Raw genomic sequence first — 16,676 nt, 5'->3', positions numbered from 1 at the left:
GGTTAGCCTCCCCAGTGCCCGCGGGCGCTGGAAGAACGGCCATAGCCACCGCGGGAGACGGTGGACGCTTTCCGTGTGATATAACCAGGGCTGGTCACGGTATCGCTTTTCCCTGTGCCGCTGCGCCACGCATAATCGCCGGATGTGGTGCGCCAGACGGGACGGGAGACGTAAGATGAACCGCCGCTGCTATAGATGTATTGTTCATCACGGTTCTGACGAATCGCGCGGCTGAGTAAAAAGCCGCTTAATACCGGAACCCAGCTCCGCTCGGTGATATCAAAGTAACAATCGCCAAACTGCGACTGACAGCGCTCCTGCGTCAATTGCTTAGGCACATTAGCGTAAAATTCTGTTTTCGCATTATTCCAGCCGTCAGCGCAAACGCTGGCGCTGTTGCCATCGTCGATACAGTCGTTCACCGTGGCGTAAAACGTCCCATCGCCGTCGTTGTCAGTATTGCCGCCATCACCGCACCCTTTCAGGAGAAAAAAGGCCGCTCCACCCATAATCGCCAGCGTCAGGCATTTTGGCGTGTAGCGATTTCGTTGCCGCTCAAAGGGATTAACCGGTTCGGCTATTCGTCTTATTGCCGAATGGCCTACGCCGGATGTGCTTCTGGATTTTCGTTTTTTTGCCATGATCTTCCGTTACCATGTCATACAGGCAGCGTTAAAAATACCGCCAGCCAGCGCTGCGGTTCCCATAAATAGCCCCGCCGCCACGTTGTGATGAATAATTTTTTCGCTCAGCGTAGGCATGTATAACCTTACGCAACCATAAATCAGCAGTTGAATCACCAGCGCAATGCCGCCCCAGGCAAAATAGTCCGGGATACTGACCGAGTTTATCGCCGCGCTGGATAAGGGGATGACATAGCCCAGAAACGTACCACTAAAGGCCAGCGATGCCGCAGTATTGTTATTTTTTATCAGCTGCCATTCATTATGCGGCGTTATCTTTGAGTAAATAAAAAGAAATACAATGACCATTGCCGCGCCAATAAAAAAATAGGCGCAGAAAGCCAGTAATGCGTCCAGTATATGCATAATTTCCCTGTATGTGCTTAACCAATAACCGTCAGTGAAGTGAGCGGGATATCCACGCCGAGGGCGCGTGAAAACACCCATTCAGGCTCACCGCACTCATTAAATGATTCTTCCCCGTTCAATAGAAGATACTCCCAGGCGTCATCCGTCACCTGGCGCTGGAAGCCCATCGTAAAATTGTGAACGTCCCATTTCTCTGCCTGCTGATTTTCAACCTTTTCAGCATGTAGACAGGTTCAATATTGCCCGGCTCTTCATGGTTAAAAAAGCGCTGCCAGCGCCGTTCTTGCCAGTTGAGCGTCATCGGCCCTATTGCCGCTGGCGCAATGGCTGAACGCCAGTGACGTTCCTCGTTAATACCGAAACTTTCCTCATATACAAAAAGTTTGATGTCATCAATGTCGTCAACATCCGTGCCGCCAGTGGTGTTAATTTGTAGAAACTCATCGCCAGAGGTGTAGTAGCGAAAAATCTGACTGCCGCCGCCTAAATCTATGCGACTCGCTGCCGCGACAGTGTATTTTTCACCCGGTAGCGCCACCAGCAACGACGACTCCAGTAGCCGAAATGCCAGCGTATCCAGCGTGAAACCGGCGTTAAGATGTAATCCTAATGGTCCGCGAATCGGCGCTGGCGCGCTTGTTTTACCGAGCAAACGCTGAAAAAATTGCATCATAGGGGAACCTCTATCTCTTGCCATGCGACCTCTTCAGCCAGAATGCGATTATTACCGACCAGATGTAGCCACATACCGCCTCTGACTTCAGTTGAAATCACCGGATTCAATTCCATACCACGACCATTCTTGCAGTGACTGATCCCCAGCACCGTCGCGTCATGATGAAGCTTCATATAACGCATTAGCGCGCCGTATCGCATAGGCGCGACAGAAGCCGGGACAGACAGCGCGAATCCGGTATCGCCCAGCATCGGATTCATAATGGAAGCGACAGATTGCGATGATCCTGGGTCCTGAATGGAACGGGAAAGTTGTTCAGCGGAAAGGTTACGGACTATCTCCATGCGCGGGCAGTGGGTTTCCAGTAATCCGGCATAACGCTCGTCTTCCAGATAAACCACAATATGGCACTGCGCGGGTACATAGTCTGCCAGCGAGAGCGCCGCCGTGAAGGTCTGCTCATCGGTACGAGCGAAAATAATCACGCTCTGGCACTGCTCCAGCCCCATGCGCTGGTGTTCCTGCGGATCGTTAAAGTTGCTGATGCGGATAAAATCCACCCAGTTATTACCCGGCAGCGGATGCTGAATATCTTCCAGTTCGCACAGCAGAACCCGTTCAAAGGCACGCCGCTTGTCATATAGCAGCAATGAGATCATCTTTTCGGTTTGATGACCCCGCCAGCCAATCACCAGCATATGATGGTGTAAATGGCGATAATCGCCCATGCCCGTTATTCCTTTCGCTAACATTCCCTGTACCTGCGCAATCACTTTTCCCATTAACGCGCCGAACAACCCGACGCTAACCGGAATTTGCCACAGCGCGGTGAACAGACGTCCTGGCGCCGTCTGCGGGCTAAGATCGCCAAAACCTAATGTGGAACCCACCACCGAGCAGTAATAGATAAAATCGCTTAACTGGCTCACCAACGCGCTTTCGCGCAACAGGCGCAGCACCAGATAACAAAGCAGATACTGCCCGATAAACAGGCCCAGCAAAGCGGGCCAGGTCAGTCTGGACAAATGACGCTGGCAGGTTTTGACAATCCACGTAAAGAGCATTATTCGCCTTGTTGACGCTGTAAACGCGCCAACACATCCTGAGCATTGCTTTTATTGGTTGCGCCAATACCCGCCTGCGCCAGTTTTTCATCCAGGTCGCGTCCATCGGCGACTTTTTCCAGCTGCGCGGCGGCATCCAGCCGGGCCTGGCGTTCAGCCTGACGCGTTTGTAAACGTTTAAGCGACTCCGCCGCCGTAGACACATTCGACGCGGCTCCGACGGTCGAGGTCGTCACCGCCTGCTGCGCGCGCTGCATGGCTTCTGTCGCCTTAACCACTTCAAGTTGCTGCTCAAACTGCGCAATCCGCTGGCCTGTCGCCGTTACGGCCTTCTCCACCGCATCGCGAGAGGCTTCCAGATTAGTCAGCACCTGTTCTTCGGCAAGAATGGCATTTTCCAGACGGGCTATTTCTTCCGCCACTTCGTTGAGTAAAGCGGCGTCGACATTCTTACTCATTGCCGCCAACGCCCGTGTTTCAAGGCTGGCTTTACGCTCACGTAAATCATTCAGCTTGTCATGGCTTAACTTCACCCGCGCCAATAAATCCACTCTGGATTTACCCGCTTTATCCAGCTCGGCTTTTGCGTCGCGAATATGCTGCTCCAGCATACGTACACCCTGCGCTTCATCAATGGCGTCTTCTGCCTGAGCAACGAATGATTTACCTAACGTGAACAAACTTTTTAAAATTCCCATGTAAGCCGCCTGTATTATTCCTGTGAATAGACTTGTGTTATTTCAGCGATATCCAACGCATTTTCTACAAGCGTGGTGATTTCCAGCGTCACGTCGGCAAGCGACGAATTTAACGACAGCGCGCCAAAAGCAACATAATATTCCTCCTGTTTTACCTGAGTAATACCGACCGAAGACAGCGGTAAAACCTTCTGATTTCTCAATAAGAAAAGATTAAATTCCGCGGTATCTCTAATCGTATTTACCGGACAGATATAAGTCTCGATAACTATTTGTTGCGAGGTAAATAAAACCGCCAGTGGTAAATCGCCATAATCATTCATTTTTATTATTAATGAAGACTCATTATTTTCTATATCAATATCTAATTCGGCGATGTTGTTTAACGCATCCGCCAGCGTCCGTGGAGTCCATGCCATATTATTATCTCTATCTCTTTTTTATAAATAAAGGGAGTTACAGGGTAGGTTTTGCTTTTTATATTACCAGCCAAAGATAAAAAAAACCATCCGATTATGGATGGTTATTTTCTTAAAAAATACTATTAGCGTCAGGTTCGCTGGCGAACGGCTTCAAACAGACAAATCCCGGTCGCCACAGAGACATTCAGCGACGACACGCTACCAGCCATAGGAATGCTGATCAGCTCATCGCAGTGCTCACGGGTCAGACGACGCATACCTTCACCTTCTGCGCCCATGACCAGCGCCATGCGGCCAGGCATTTTGCTCTGATACAGCGTATGGTCAGCCTCGCCCGCCGTTCCGACAATCCAGATATTCTCTTCCTGCAACATGCGCATCGTGCGCGCCAGGTTGGTGACGCGGATCAACGGCACGCTTTCCGCTGCGCCGCAGGCGACTTTCTTCGCCGTCGCGTTAAGTTGCGCGGAGCGGTCTTTCGGCACGATTACCGCATGTACGCCAGCGGCATCGGCGCTGCGCAGACAGGCGCCAAGATTATGCGGATCGGTGACGCCATCGAGGATCAACAAAAAAGGGCGATCGTGTAATGCGATCAGATCCGGCAGATCGTTTTCCTGATACTGCCGGCCTGGTTTCACACGAGCGATAATGCCCTGATGCACGGCACCGTCGCTTTTCTCGTCGAGATATTGGCGGTTTGCCAGCTGGATAACCACGCCCTGGGACTCAAGGGCGTGAATCAGCGGCAACAGACGTTTATCTTCACGGCCTTTTAAAATAAAGACTTCCTGAAAACGTTCAGGGGCGCGCTCCAGCAGGGCCTGCACTGCGTGGATGCCGTAAATCATTTCGCTCATTAATGTACTCATTGTTTACGTTTTGCCGGGGGCGCTACGCTTGCCCGGCCTACAGATAATTCACCCTCTTCTGTTTGAAGAGGGTATTGCTCACTCTGCCGCTTTTTTCTTCGCCGCACGCTTCGCTTTGGTCGCTGCGGCTATTTTCTGCGTTTTAGCCGATGGCTTTTTTGCTTTTCTCGCGTCTTTTTTCGCTGCTTTCGGCTTCGCTTTTTTCTCGCCGCGGAAGGCGCTATCAGGCTCGAAGTTAACTTTTTTACCTACCTGACGACGTTTACCGGCGTTTTTACTTTCACCTTTTTTCGCTTTTTCACGCGCCGTTTTGCCGACGTTACGCGGTGCGCGCTCGCTGGAGATCAGGCTAAAGTCAATTTTCCGTTCGTCCATATTCACCGCTTCGACGCGTACCTCGACCCGGTCGCCCAGGCGATATGTCTGTCCGCCGGATTCGCCAATCAGACGTTGCCCTACCTGATCGAAGCGATAGTAATCATTATCCAGTGAGGAAACGTGTACCAGCCCATCGATAAACAGTTCATCAAGACGGACAAAGAAGCCGAAACCGGTGACGCTGGCAATCACGCCCTTAAAGACGTTGCCTACCTGATCCAGCATAAAGTCACATTTCAGCCAGTCGGAGACATCACGCGTCGCTTCATCAGCGCGGCGTTCCGCCATCGAACAGTGCTGACCGAGCTGCAACATCTCTTCCATCGAGTAGTGATAACCGCCCGTTTCTGTGGTGTTGCCCTTGTTCCCTTGCTCTTTAGCCAGCAGGTACTTAATGGCACGGTGCAAAGAAAGATCCGGATAGCGGCGAATCGGCGAGGTAAAGTGTGCATAAGACTGCAACGCCAGGCCAAAGTGCCCGCGGTTTTCCGGATCGTAAATCGCCTGCTTCATTGAACGCAGCAGCATAGTTTGCAGCATTTCGGCGTCCGGCCGGTCGGCAATCGATTCAAGCAGTTCGGCATAATCGCGCGGTTCCGGTTTGTTTCCGCCCGGCAGCTCCAACCCCAGCTCCGCCAGTACGGAGCGGAATGAGGTGATCGCTTCGGTGGTGGGCTTATCATGAATACGGAATAACGCCGGCTCTTTAGCTTTTTCGACAAAGCGCGCCGCCGAGATATTCGCCATGATCATGCACTCTTCGATAAGCTTATGCGCGTCATTACGCTGGGTCTGTTCGATACGCTCAATGCGACGATCGGCGTTAAAGATAAACTTCGCCTCTTCGCTCTCAAACGAGATCCCCCCGCGCTCTTCACGCGCTTTATCCAGCACTTTGTAGAGGTTGTGCAGCTCTTCAATATGCTTCACCAGCGGCGCATATTGTTCACGCAGATCCTGATCGCCCTGCAGCATATGCCAGACTTTGGTATAGGTCAGACGCGCATGGGAGCTCATCACCGCTTCATAGAATTTGTAGCCGGTCAGCCGACCTTTCGCCGAGATGGTCATTTCACAGACCATACACAGCCTGTCAACCTGCGGGTTTAGCGAACACAGACCGTTGGAGAGCACCTCCGGCAACATTGGGACAACCTGTGACGGGAAGTAAACCGACGTGCCGCGATTGCGCGCCTCGCGATCCAACGGCGTTGGCGGCCGTACATAATAGCTCACGTCAGCAATAGCGACCCACAAACGCCAGCCGCCGCCGCGTTTTTTCTCACAGTAAACCGCGTCGTCAAAGTCACGGGCATCTTCGCCATCAATAGTGACCAGCGGCAAATCGCGCAGATCGACACGACCGACTTTCGCCTCTTCCGGCACCTCTTCTTTCAGCCCGGTGACCTTCTGCTCTACCGCCTGCGGCCAGATGTAGGGTATTTCATGGGTACGCAGCGCCATATCAACCGCCATACCGGTGCCCATATTGTCGCCCAGCACTTCGACGATTTTCCCTACCGCTTTAGTACGGCGAGTTGGACGTTGGGTCAGTTCAACCACGACCACGAACCCCATCCGCGCGCCCATGACGTCTTCTGGCGGGATAAGAATGTCGAAGCTGAGACGGCTGTCGTCCGGCACCACAAAGCCGACGCCCGCATCGGTGAAATAACGCCCGACTATCTGACTGGTTTTCGGTACCAGTACACGGACGATACGCGCTTCGCGGCGACCTTTACGATCGGCGCCCAGCGGCTGCGCCAGCACCTGATCGCCATGAATACAGGTTTTCATCTGCTCGCTGGAAAGATACAGATCGTCTTTGCGGCCTTCGACACGTAAGAAACCGTAACCATCACGATGACCGATCACGGTGCCTTTCAGCAGGTCGAGGCGTTCCGGCAGCGCATAGCACTGGCGGCGAGTAAAGACCAGTTGTCCATCGCGCTCCATCGCGCGCAGGCGGCGACGCAAGGCTTCAAGCTGCTCTTCGCCTTCAATATTCAGTTCTACGGCCAGTTCTTCGCGACTGGCCGGTTTTTCACGTTTCGTTAAATGTTCGAGGATAAATTCCCGGCTCGGGATAGGATTCGCGTATTTTTCTGCTTCGCGTTCCTGGAAAGGATCTTGTGACATTGAGGTTCCTCCATTGTCATCTCTAATGAAGTTTACTTCACTCCACCAGTAATAATTTATAAAGCGGTTGATTCTCTTCAACCAAATCGGCAAGCGTGTAGTTATCCAGCTCCTTGAGAAAACTCTGCACGGCCTTAGAAAGCGCCTGTTTCAGACGACAGGCAGGGGTGATGTGGCAAAATTCGCTGCTACAGTTGACCAGTGATAAGGGTTCCAGCTCACGCACCACATCGCCAATACAAATAGTATTAGCCGGTTTACCCAGGCGGATACCGCCATTTTTTCCCCGAACGGCGGTGACAAAGCCCGCCCGGCTAAGCTGATTGATAATTTTGACCATATGATTACGGGACACGCCGTAGACTTCTGTCACCTCAGAAATGCTGGTCATTCGTCCATCTGGTAACGACGCCATATAGATTAGCGCACGTAAGCCGTAATCGGTGAAACTCGTTAACTGCACATCAACCTCAGGAAAAGGGAAAACGGGATATAACTTATCTGTATTGATGATAAACCAGCCACAAGCTGTGTCGCTAATTTATTTCAGTTCGGGGAAGGAAAAAAGCGAGGATTTAGCACTGTGTCGGATAGCGTAATGGCTTACCCGACACAGCAATGTATCACACTGTTAGCCCGGCAAGCAAAATATCTGCCAGGCGTACCAGATTTACGCGTCGAACGGGTCGCGCAGAATCATCGTCTCAGTACGATCGGGGCCGGTAGAAATAATATCAATCGGCACGCCGGTCAGTTCTTCAATACGCTTGATGTAGTTCAGCGCCGCCTGCGGCAGGCCGCTACGATCTTTCACGCCGAAGGTGGATTCAGACCAGCCCGGCATGGTTTCGTAAATCGGCTCTACACCTTTCCAGTCGTCAGCTGCCAGCGGAGTGGTAGTCACTTCGCGACCATCCGGCATACGGTAAGCCACGCAGAGTTTCACCTCTTTCAGGCCATCCAGCACGTCCAGTTTGGTCAGGCAGAAGCCAGACAGGGAGTTCAGCTGTACCGCACGACGAACGGCAACGGTGTCCAGCCAGCCGGTACGACGACGACGGCCGGTAGTAGCGCCATATTCGTTACCCTGCTTGCAGAGGAACTCGCCGGTTTCATCAAACAGTTCGGTCGGGAACGGACCCGCACCTACGCGAGTGGAGTAAGCTTTGAGGATACCCAGAACGTAATCAACATAACGCGGGCCCAGGCCGGAACCGGTCGCCACGCCACCTGCAGTGGTGTTAGAAGAAGTTACGTACGGATAAGTACCGTGGTCGATATCCAGCAGGGTGCCCTGCGCACCTTCAAACATGACGAAATCGCCACGCTGACGCGCCTGGTCGAGCAGGTCCGAAACGTCAACAACCATAGAAGTCAGGATGTCGGCAACAGCCATCGTATCATCCAGAACTTTCTGGTAATCAACCGCTTCAGCTTTGTAGTAGTTAACCAACTGGAAGTTGTGATATTCCATCACTTCTTTCAGTTTTTCAGCGAAGGTTTCTTTGTCGAAAAGGTCACCAACACGCAGACCGCGACGTGCCACTTTATCTTCATAAGCAGGCCCGATTCCACGACCGGTGGTGCCGATCGCTTTCGCGCCACGCGCTTTCTCACGCGCGTTATCCAGCGCAACGTGATAATCAAGGATCAGCGGACAGGCTTCAGACAGCAGCAGACACTCACGAACGGGGATGCCACGGTCTTCCAGTTCTTTCATCTCTTTCATCAGCGCGCTCGGAGACAGCACAACACCGTTACCGATGATGCTGGTTACATTCTCGCGAAGAATACCTGATGGAATAAGATGGAGAACGGTTTTTTCACCGTTGATTACGAGAGTATGGCCTGCGTTGTGACCGCCCTGGTAGCGTACAACATATTTAGCCCGTTCAGTCAGAAGATCGACGATCTTTCCTTTACCTTCGTCACCCCATTGGGTGCCCAGTACGACGACGTTGTTACCCATTTTTCAAAATCACCGTTTGCTTAAAAATGGATTCTACCATCGCTTTTTCAGATATACAGCACTTTTTGCACTCAATCTGCGGCAAATCCGACCACTTTTTGTTCAGCCAATCGTTTTCCTCAACATGTAGTAGACCACAACTCCCGCGACCACAAGTCTGCCGCCAAAACGACGTAAAACATTTTCCGGCAGTTGCGCCAGTGCCGAAACCATTTTTTTCCATGCGCCGGGATACAGCATCGGTCCCAGCCCTTCGAGGACTAATACCAGAGCAAGCGCCAACCAGATTGTTGAATTCATTTATCGCCCTTATAAAAGAAAACCACCGGCATCCTTTGGATGCGGTGGTTTTGCTGGTCTAAAACCGCTGACGCTATTTTAGCGTGTCGTCGAACTCGGTGTCTTCATGTAGCGGAAGAAATCGCTGTCCGGGCTCAGTACCATCACGTCCTGATTACCTTCGAAGCTCTTCTCGTAAGCGCGCAGACTACGAATGAACGCGTAGAAATCAGGGTCCTGACTGAACGCGTCGGCAAACAGCTTCGCGGCTTCAGCATCACCTTCACCACGCATGATACGCCCCTGACGCTCGGCTTCCGCCAGAGTTTTCGTCACCTCATAGTCAGCAGCCGCACGCAGTTTTTCCGCTTCTTCCTGACCTTGTGAGCGATGACGACGCGCGACCGCTTCACGCTCGGCGCGCATACGGTTGTAAATCGCCTCAGAAACCTCGGTCGGCAGGTTGATCTGCTTAATACGCACATCGACCACTTCGATACCCAACGCCGCCATACTGTTCGGGTTGATGACCGGTACTTTACCTTTGGTTTCCGCCGTGACGCGTTCCGCCGCTTCGGCAATCGCGTCATCCGCCGCCGGGGTCGCTACTTCATCATCGGTACCGGCTGAACCGGAGTTCAGCGCGTCGCGCACTTCCAGAGTCAGACGACCACGAGAATCGGTCACGATGTCTTTTACGTCCAGGCGACCAATCTCAGAACGCAAACGGTCCGAGAACTTACGTTTTAACAGCACTTCGGCTTGCGAAATATCGCCGCCGCCGGTCGCCAGATAGTAACGGCTAAAGTCGCTGATACGCCATTTGATGTAGGAGTCGACAATCAGGTCTTTCTTCTCTTTAGTCACAAAGCGATCGGCCTGGTTATCCATCGTCTGGATACGCGCATCAAGCATTTTCACTGATTCAATAAACGGGATCTTAAAGTGCAGACCCGGCGCGTAAACCAGCGGTTTGTTCTCATCGTCACGCAGAACTTTACCAAAACGCAGCGTAATGCCGCGCTCGCCCTCTTTGACCACAAAGACGGACATGTAGAGCACTACCAGCACGATGATGATAATCGCAATAACTGACTTACGCATCGTTATTCCCCCTGACGCTGGTAGTCGTTACGCTGCGCATTCGCGCGGCGTTGGTCCATAATATCGCCCTGATTTGAGGACGACGTGTTGCTTGCTCCGCTGGCGTTAGACTTTGTGGACGGCGGCAGGCGCAGCAGGTTGCTGGCACTATTGTTGCTCTTTGCCGCCGGCGCATTCCCGCCTTTCAGCATCTGATCTAACGGCAGCACCATTAAATTACCGCTCTTGTCGTTAACCAGTACTTTACGGGTATGGCTCAGCACTTTTTCCATCGTTTCAATATACAGACGCTCGCGTGTAATCTGCGGCGCGGCTTTATATTCCGGCAAAATCTTCGCAAACCGGGCGACTTCACCCTGCGCTTCCAGGATAGTCTGGGTTTTATAGGCGCGTGCCTCTTCCAGAATACGCTGCGCCTGACCGTTGGCGCGCGGCTGAACTTCGTTGGTATACGCTTCCGCTTCACGAATGTACTGCTGCTCGTTTTCACGTGCGGCAATCGCGTCGTCAAAGGCGGCTTTCACCTCTTCCGGCGGACGCGCAGCCTGGAAGTTCACATCCAGCAGGGTAATCCCCATGTTGTACGGTTTGATAGTCTCTTCCAGCTCGCGTTGGGTATCGCTACGAATAACGGTACGGCCTTCGGTCAGGATGCGATCCATCGTGTATTTGCCAATGACGCCACGCAGCGCGCTGTCGGTGGCCTGACGCAGGCTATCGTCCGGGCTGGTCACGCTAAACAGATATTTCTGCGGATCGGTGACGCGGTATTGCACGTTCATTTCAACGCGCACGACGTTTTCATCAGACGTCAGCATCACGCCTGACGCCGCCAGTTCGCGCACCGCTTCGACGTTCACCGGCGTAACGTCGTCAATAAATGTCGGCTTCCAGTTCAGACCTGGCTCTACCAGATGGCTGAATTTACCAAAACGCGTTACAACGCCGCGCTCGGCTTCTTTAATGGTATAAAAACCACTGGCCGCCCAGATAATGACTACTGCCGCCGCGGCGATGGCGACAATACGGCCTCCCAGTTGCGGACGCGGGCCTTGCGATGAGCTACCGCCGCCGGAACCGGTGCCTTTACCGCCCCCAAAACCACCGAGTTTTTTACTCAGCTTACGGAAGATATCATCCAGATCGGGAGGTCCCTGATCGCGGCCACCTTTGTTTCCATTTCCCCCAGAGTTGCTGCCAGGTTTGCTGCTTCCCCACGGGTCGCGGTCCTGTCCGTTATTACCGGGCTGATTCCACGCCATGTTTGTGCTCCATATTTGTTATGCGGTGATCCCCGTTGTCTTTCGACCTCAGAGGATAAGGCGAAATTACTCCATGCTTCAGACGAACCGCCGTTACAGACATCATCTTTCAGGCTACGTCCTGAGTGGCGGCTTTTTTACCCCAGGTCACTTCGTTGTGAGCTCCTGAAATTCTCTCAGCTACCGCTTCAATACGACCTGAATGACTTCGCGTCTAGATCACGTATTCGATCAACGCCGGTTCTTGTTTACAGAGGCGACGCCAGTCGACAATCGGCATTCGTACCTGCAGACTGACGCTACCGTCTTCCTCCATCCACTCTTTTTCTATTGCCTGAAGCTGATAAAACCGGCTTCTCAGACGCCCTTCCTGCGGCGGCAAACGCAGCGTATGCTGCGCCACCTCGCCGGAAAGACGCTCCGTCAAAGCCTGAAAAAGCTGTGGTATTCCCACGCCGCTTTGCGCTGAAAGCCAAACGTGGATGGGTTTATTCTCTTCATCTCTGTCGATACGCGGTTCAAAGTCGTCCAGCATATCGATTTTGTTCATCACCATTAAGGTGGGGATTTCGTGAGCGTCAATCTCTTCGAGAACGGTGTTTACCGCCTCGATGTTTTCCTGCACACGAACATCCGCCGCATCGACCACATGCAGCAGCAGCGTCGCCTGACGCGTCTCCTGCAGGGTAGCTTTAAAGGCAGCCACCAGATCGTGCGGTAAATGGCGGATAAAGCCTACCGTATCCGCCAGAACGGTTTCACCGACATCCGCTACATCAATACGACGTAACGTGGGGTCCAGCGTCGCAAATAGCTGATCTGCCGCATAGACCCGCGCTTCAGTGATCTGATTAAAAAGGGTGGATTTTCCGGCGTTGGTATAGCCCACCAGCGATACCGTCGGAACGTCGGCCTTGATGCGCGACTGCCGCCCCTGCTCACGTTGCCTCTCAACTTTCTCTAGGCGCGACTGAATCTGCACAATGCGATTACGCAGTAAACGACGGTCGGTTTCGAGCTGGGTTTCACCCGGACCGCGCAAACCAATCCCGCCTTTCTGACGTTCAAGGTGGGTCCAGCCACGCACCAGACGCGTAGCCAGATGGCGTAGCTGTGCCAGCTCAACCTGCAACTTACCTTCATGGGTACGCGCACGTTGGGCAAAAATATCTAAGATAAGACCGGTGCGATCGATAACCCGGCACTCGCACAAACGCTCCAGGTTTCGCTCCTGGGCTGGACTCAATGCATGATCAAACAATACGACCGCTGCGCCAGTCGCTTTCACGGCTTCCGCAATTTCAACTGCCTTACCTTCACCTACAAAGTACTTCGGGTGCGGTGCTTTACGGCTACCGGTAATCACCTGCATTGCTTCGACACCGGCGGAAGAGACCAGAGATTCAAACTCCTGGAGGTCTTCCATATCTTTGTCTTGCGAAAAATAGATGTGTACCAGTACCGCCTGCTCACCGGCATCATAACGGTCAAACAAGCGTAAACCCTCTTAATAACCAGCGGGGGCGATTATCCGACGCCCCCGACATGGATAAACAGCGCGTGAACTTATTCAGTCTCTTCGCTGTCCTGTTGCGCAGTAGAACCCTGCGCGTTGCTACCGTGATGGTAGTTATTGCTGGCGCCGCCACCGGCATTGTTGCTGTGATGGGAAACCGGGCGAGACGGGACAACAGTAGAAATCGCGTGCTTATAAACCATCTGGCTGACCGTGTTTTTCAACAGGATCACGAACTGATCAAAGGACTCGATTTGACCTTGCAGCTTAATACCATTCACCAAATAAATAGAAACTGGAACACGTTCCCGACGCAATGCGTTCAGGAACGGATCTTGTAAAGATTGCCCCTTAGCCATTCTCTTTTCCTTATATGCTTATTTGTACTTTGAACCTTTCGATTCTGAAAAATTGCGCACGATACGTCTCAATTGTACACATTCAGTCTGCGATAGCACCAACAACCTGTAATACTTCTTTTCGCGCCCGATCGGGATTCTCACTGTCAAGCCAGCGCACCCCTTCCCAACCGCGCAACCAGGTCATCTGGCGCTTCGCCAACTGTCTCGTGGCGCAAACACCTCTATAAACCATTTCATCATATGAGATTTCGCCCTCAATGTATGACCACATCTGGCGGTATCCCACACAACGGATGGAAGGCAAGTCCGTATGCAAATCTCCTCGGGCAAAAAGCGCCCGGACTTCTGCTTCAAAACCTGAAGCCAACATCTGATGAAAACGCAGTTCAATGCGCTGATGGAGCAGTTCACGGCTCGCCGGGGCGATAGCGAACTGATGCACCTGGTACGGTAGCGCGTCTCCTGACGTTTGCGTTAGCTCCGTTAAAGTTTTACCCGAAATGAAAAAAACTTCCAGTGCCCGGGAAAGTCTTTGCGGATCATTTGGATGAATTCGCGCGGCGGCAACCGGATCTATCTCCTGAAGTTGCTGATGCAACGCCTCCCATCCAAGCTCCGCTGCTTGCTGCTCTATCCGGGATCTCACTTCCGGATCTGCTGAAGGCAGCGGCGATAACCCTTCCAGCAATGCCTTAAAATACAGCATGGTACCGCCCACTAACAGCGGGATACGCCCCGCAGAGGTGATCTCCGCCATTTGCGCTAACGCGTCGCGGCGAAAATCCGCCGCCGAATACGCCTGCGACGGGTCGCGTATATCCAGCAGTCGATGCGGCGCCGCTTTCAACTCATCGGCATTCGGCTTAGCCGTGCCAATATCCATTCCCCGATAAATGAGGGCGGAATCAACGCTTATCAACTCTACTGGCAAAACTTTACGCAGTTCTATCGCCAGCGCCGTTTTGCCGGAGGCCGTCGGCCCCATCAAAAATATCGCCTTAGGCAGGCTCGCCTTGCTTACATCATTCATGCTTCAGAGCGTTCATCGCCGAATGTAAATCAACAGGTTGTAACAGGCCACCCGGCGGCGCTTTTACCAGCTGCGGACATAGCCGCTCAACATCCGCCAGCAGCGATATGGCCTGCGCCATCGACCACTGCGGATGTTCGCTCTGCACATTACGCGCTATCCATTGTGCAATATTGACCGTTGCAAATGTGGTCTGTTGCGCCAGGTAGCCTATCAGTTCAGGAATCAAGATTTGTAAATTTTGTTGTCGTAAGGGTAAAGGCACCGCCCGAATGGTCACATGCTGCGCATCTGACTGAAATTCAATACCCAATTCTCCCAACAAAGATTGGGCTTGTTGCAGTGCGGCTTTTTCATCGGCGCTCACTTTTAAACGCAGCGGAATCAGCAACGGCTGCGCGCAAACCGGACTTTGACCCGGTGTAAGCTGCGCCTGACGCAGCCAACGCTCCGCAACCGGCAGCGACAAGAGCTGGATAGTCCCCGCGTGTTCCAGCAACGCGCAGTCACCGCCGACTATCGTCAGTACGCGACCAAAACTCTGGCTATGTCCGTCAAGCGCAGGCGCAACCGGCTCCGGCGCGGGGCTCGTCGCCGGCGTCTGTAAAAGCGCGCGATAAACCTCGCCCTGCTGCTTCTGATAACCTGGCTGCGCGTGCGGCCAACCACCTGCGGACTGACGCCCGCCGTTGCCGCCCGATGCGCCGCCGGAATAACGCTGTGTCGCGGGCTCGCGCGCCGCAGTTGGCTCGGCGGGTACAGCAAAATGGTTGCGCCCGGCGGCGATACGGTTTTCCGGGACATGCCGCGGCGCTGGCGCAATCTCCTCCAGCGGCAGCGTCGTTTCCGTCTGCTGTTGTAGAACGCTCAGCACCCCTTGATAGATGAAGTCGTGCACCAGCCGGGATTGATGAAAACGCACTTCGTGCTTGGCGGGATGAACATTGACATCCACCTGATGCGGGTCAATCTCCAGATACAACACAAACGCAGGCTGTTGGTCCGCGCCCAGTTTATCTTCACAGGCCTGGCGAATGGCATGGTTGATCAAGCGGTCGCGCATCATGCGGCCATTCACATAACAGTACTGGATCTCCGTTAACGCCGTGGTGGTGTGATTCGGATCGGCGACCCAGCCGCGCAGGGTCAGATCGCCATGCTGCCACTCGATCGCCAGTGCATGTTCGAGAAACGGCGTGCCGCAGATGGCGCCTAACCGGCGCTCTTTTTGCCCGTCCTTTGCGACAGCGCGATACTGCCGTACCAATTTGCCGTTGTGCGACAGGTTAAGCGTGACGTCAAAACGGGCCAATGCAATACGACGGATGATCTCATCGATATGATTAAATTCCGTTTTTTCGGTACGCATGAATTTGCGCCGGGCGGGCGTATTGTAAAAGAGATCCAGAACTTCCAGGGTGGTGCCGACCGGGTGCGCGGCGGGTTTTACCGTCACGTCCATGTCGCGCCCTTCCGCATACGCCTGCCAGGCTTCCGCCTGCTCCGCCGTGCGCGACGTTAGCGTCAAACGCGAGACCGAACTGATACTGGCCAGCGCTTCGCCGCGAAATCCCAGACTGATAATCGCTTCCAGATCGTCAAGCGAGGCGATTTTACTGGTGGCATGACGGGCCAGCGCCAGCGCCAGCTCCTCTTTTTTAATGCCGCAGCCATTGTCGCGAATACGAATAAGCTTCGCGCCGCCACGCTCGATGTCGATATCAACGCGGGTAGCGCCTGCATCCAGACTATTCTCTACCAGCTCTTTAACAACCGACGCAGGGCGTTCCACCACTTCGCCAGCGGCGATTTGGTTCGCAAGCTGCGGCGGCAGAACCTGAATCGGCATGAAA

General features: G+C 53.3%; 16 protein-coding genes and 1 pseudogene. All 17 read right to left on the bottom strand.

The features are described from left to right. Positions 1-2: 2 nt before the first annotated feature. The 17 genes and pseudogenes from ACFK9X_RS03225 to mutL all read right to left on the bottom strand — a co-directional run bounded on the left by ACFK9X_RS03225 (position 3) and on the right by mutL (position 16,672). Complete coding sequence (locus ACFK9X_RS03225; protein ID WP_001085596.1) at positions 3-641, bottom strand: DUF1190 domain-containing protein; 639 nt, start codon at positions 639-641, stop codon at positions 3-5. A gap of 9 nt (positions 642-650) precedes the next feature. Next, entirely contained in the window at positions 651-1,049 is a 399-nt protein-coding gene (locus tag ACFK9X_RS03220) for a DUF350 domain-containing protein (protein ID WP_151115505.1), read from the bottom strand. Positions 1,050-1,066: 17 nt separating this feature from the next. Further along, a pseudogene (locus tag ACFK9X_RS03215) lies at positions 1,067-1,749 on the bottom strand (YjfK family protein). Further along, entirely contained in the window at positions 1,722-2,792 is a 1,071-nt protein-coding gene (locus ACFK9X_RS03210; RefSeq protein ID WP_000899676.1) for a potassium channel family protein, read from the bottom strand. The pseudogene ACFK9X_RS03215 and the gene ACFK9X_RS03210 overlap by 28 nt, the downstream one beginning before the upstream one ends. Further along, positions 2,792-3,490 carry a PspA/IM30 family protein gene (locus tag ACFK9X_RS03205; RefSeq protein ID WP_000511974.1) on the bottom strand — a complete coding sequence of 233 codons (699 nt, stop codon included), beginning with the start codon at positions 3,488-3,490 and terminating at the stop codon, positions 2,792-2,794. The genes ACFK9X_RS03210 and ACFK9X_RS03205 overlap by 1 nt, the downstream gene beginning before the upstream one ends. Before the next feature lie 14 nt (positions 3,491-3,504). Continuing rightward, the gene (locus ACFK9X_RS03200; protein WP_000312605.1) at positions 3,505-3,909 is read right to left on the bottom strand and encodes a YjfI family protein; all 405 of its coding nucleotides are present in this window, start codon (positions 3,907-3,909) and stop codon (positions 3,505-3,507) included. A 131-nt stretch (positions 3,910-4,040) separates the two neighbouring features. Further along, entirely contained in the window at positions 4,041-4,772 is a 732-nt protein-coding gene (gene rlmB, locus ACFK9X_RS03195) for a 23S rRNA (guanosine(2251)-2'-O)-methyltransferase RlmB (protein WP_001293274.1), read from the bottom strand. 90 nt (positions 4,773-4,862) lie between these two features. Further along, positions 4,863-7,301 (bottom strand): ribonuclease R, encoded by a 2,439-nt coding sequence (rnr, locus tag ACFK9X_RS03190; protein ID WP_151115503.1) that lies wholly within the window; start codon positions 7,299-7,301, stop codon positions 4,863-4,865. Positions 7,302-7,338: 37 nt separating this feature from the next. Further along, complete coding sequence (gene nsrR / locus ACFK9X_RS03185) at positions 7,339-7,764, bottom strand: nitric oxide-sensing transcriptional repressor NsrR (protein WP_001177632.1); 426 nt, start codon at positions 7,762-7,764, stop codon at positions 7,339-7,341. A 207-nt stretch (positions 7,765-7,971) separates the two neighbouring features. After that, positions 7,972-9,270: an adenylosuccinate synthase gene (gene purA / locus ACFK9X_RS03180; protein WP_151115501.1), complete on the bottom strand. Its 1,299-nt coding sequence runs from the start codon at positions 9,268-9,270 to the stop codon at positions 7,972-7,974. 102 nt (positions 9,271-9,372) lie between these two features. After that, on the bottom strand, positions 9,373-9,570 hold the full coding sequence (locus ACFK9X_RS03175; RefSeq protein WP_151115499.1) for a DUF2065 domain-containing protein: 198 nt from the start codon (positions 9,568-9,570) through the stop codon (positions 9,373-9,375). Positions 9,571-9,648: 78 nt separating this feature from the next. Continuing rightward, positions 9,649-10,653 (bottom strand): protease modulator HflC, encoded by a 1,005-nt coding sequence (hflC, locus tag ACFK9X_RS03170; RefSeq protein WP_001232417.1) that lies wholly within the window; start codon positions 10,651-10,653, stop codon positions 9,649-9,651. A 2-nt stretch (positions 10,654-10,655) separates the two neighbouring features. Beyond that, positions 10,656-11,915, bottom strand: coding sequence for an FtsH protease activity modulator HflK (gene hflK / locus ACFK9X_RS03165; RefSeq protein ID WP_151115497.1), 1,260 nt, complete (start codon positions 11,913-11,915; stop codon positions 10,656-10,658). Positions 11,916-12,129: 214 nt separating this feature from the next. Next, positions 12,130-13,410 carry a ribosome rescue GTPase HflX gene (gene hflX, locus ACFK9X_RS03160; protein WP_151115495.1) on the bottom strand — a complete coding sequence of 427 codons (1,281 nt, stop codon included), beginning with the start codon at positions 13,408-13,410 and terminating at the stop codon, positions 12,130-12,132. A 71-nt stretch (positions 13,411-13,481) separates the two neighbouring features. Then, positions 13,482-13,790, bottom strand: a complete 309-nt coding sequence (gene hfq, locus ACFK9X_RS03155) for an RNA chaperone Hfq (RefSeq protein ID WP_001051875.1) — start codon at positions 13,788-13,790, stop codon at positions 13,482-13,484. 82 nt (positions 13,791-13,872) lie between these two features. Next, the gene (gene miaA, locus ACFK9X_RS03150) at positions 13,873-14,823 is read right to left on the bottom strand and encodes a tRNA (adenosine(37)-N6)-dimethylallyltransferase MiaA (protein ID WP_001000736.1); all 951 of its coding nucleotides are present in this window, start codon (positions 14,821-14,823) and stop codon (positions 13,873-13,875) included. Next, positions 14,816-16,672 carry a DNA mismatch repair endonuclease MutL gene (gene mutL, locus ACFK9X_RS03145; protein ID WP_151115493.1) on the bottom strand — a complete coding sequence of 619 codons (1,857 nt, stop codon included), beginning with the start codon at positions 16,670-16,672 and terminating at the stop codon, positions 14,816-14,818. The genes miaA and mutL overlap by 8 nt, the downstream gene beginning before the upstream one ends. Between the last annotated feature and the right edge of the window lie 4 nt (positions 16,673-16,676).

It is taken from the genome of Salmonella sp. WC3 (assembly GCF_042932255.1).
In the GTDB taxonomy this organism is placed as follows: Bacteria; Pseudomonadota; Gammaproteobacteria; order Enterobacterales; family Enterobacteriaceae; genus Salmonella; species Salmonella enterica.
The sequence above is the reverse complement of the archived record's forward strand: the minus strand, read 5'-3'. Positions and strand labels throughout refer to the sequence as shown.

What these genes read in the sequence shown, in the direction of transcription:
- ACFK9X_RS03225 (WP_001085596.1), bottom strand. Translation starts at nt 641, where the DNA reads ATGGCAAAAAAACGAAAATCCAGAAGCACATCCGGCGTAGGCCATTCG.
- ACFK9X_RS03220 (WP_151115505.1), bottom strand. Translation starts at nt 1,049, where the DNA reads ATGCATATACTGGACGCATTACTGGCTTTCTGCGCCTATTTTTTTATT.
- ACFK9X_RS03210 (WP_000899676.1), bottom strand. Translation starts at nt 2,792, where the DNA reads ATGCTCTTTACGTGGATTGTCAAAACCTGCCAGCGTCATTTGTCCAGA.
- ACFK9X_RS03205 (WP_000511974.1), bottom strand. Translation starts at nt 3,490, where the DNA reads ATGGGAATTTTAAAAAGTTTGTTCACGTTAGGTAAATCATTCGTTGCT.
- ACFK9X_RS03200 (WP_000312605.1), bottom strand. Translation starts at nt 3,909, where the DNA reads ATGGCATGGACTCCACGGACGCTGGCGGATGCGTTAAACAACATCGCC.
- rlmB (WP_001293274.1), bottom strand. Translation starts at nt 4,772, where the DNA reads ATGAGCGAAATGATTTACGGCATCCACGCAGTGCAGGCCCTGCTGGAG.
- rnr (WP_151115503.1), bottom strand. Translation starts at nt 7,301, where the DNA reads ATGTCACAAGATCCTTTCCAGGAACGCGAAGCAGAAAAATACGCGAAT.
- purA (WP_151115501.1), bottom strand. Translation starts at nt 9,270, where the DNA reads ATGGGTAACAACGTCGTCGTACTGGGCACCCAATGGGGTGACGAAGGT.
- ACFK9X_RS03175 (WP_151115499.1), bottom strand. Translation starts at nt 9,570, where the DNA reads ATGAATTCAACAATCTGGTTGGCGCTTGCTCTGGTATTAGTCCTCGAA.
- hflC (WP_001232417.1), bottom strand. Translation starts at nt 10,653, where the DNA reads ATGCGTAAGTCAGTTATTGCGATTATCATCATCGTGCTGGTAGTGCTC.
- hflK (WP_151115497.1), bottom strand. Translation starts at nt 11,915, where the DNA reads ATGGCGTGGAATCAGCCCGGTAATAACGGACAGGACCGCGACCCGTGG.
- hfq (WP_001051875.1), bottom strand. Translation starts at nt 13,790, where the DNA reads ATGGCTAAGGGGCAATCTTTACAAGATCCGTTCCTGAACGCATTGCGT.
- miaA (WP_001000736.1), bottom strand. Translation starts at nt 14,823, where the DNA reads ATGAATGATGTAAGCAAGGCGAGCCTGCCTAAGGCGATATTTTTGATG.
- mutL (WP_151115493.1), bottom strand. Translation starts at nt 16,672, where the DNA reads ATGCCGATTCAGGTTCTGCCGCCGCAGCTTGCGAACCAAATCGCCGCT.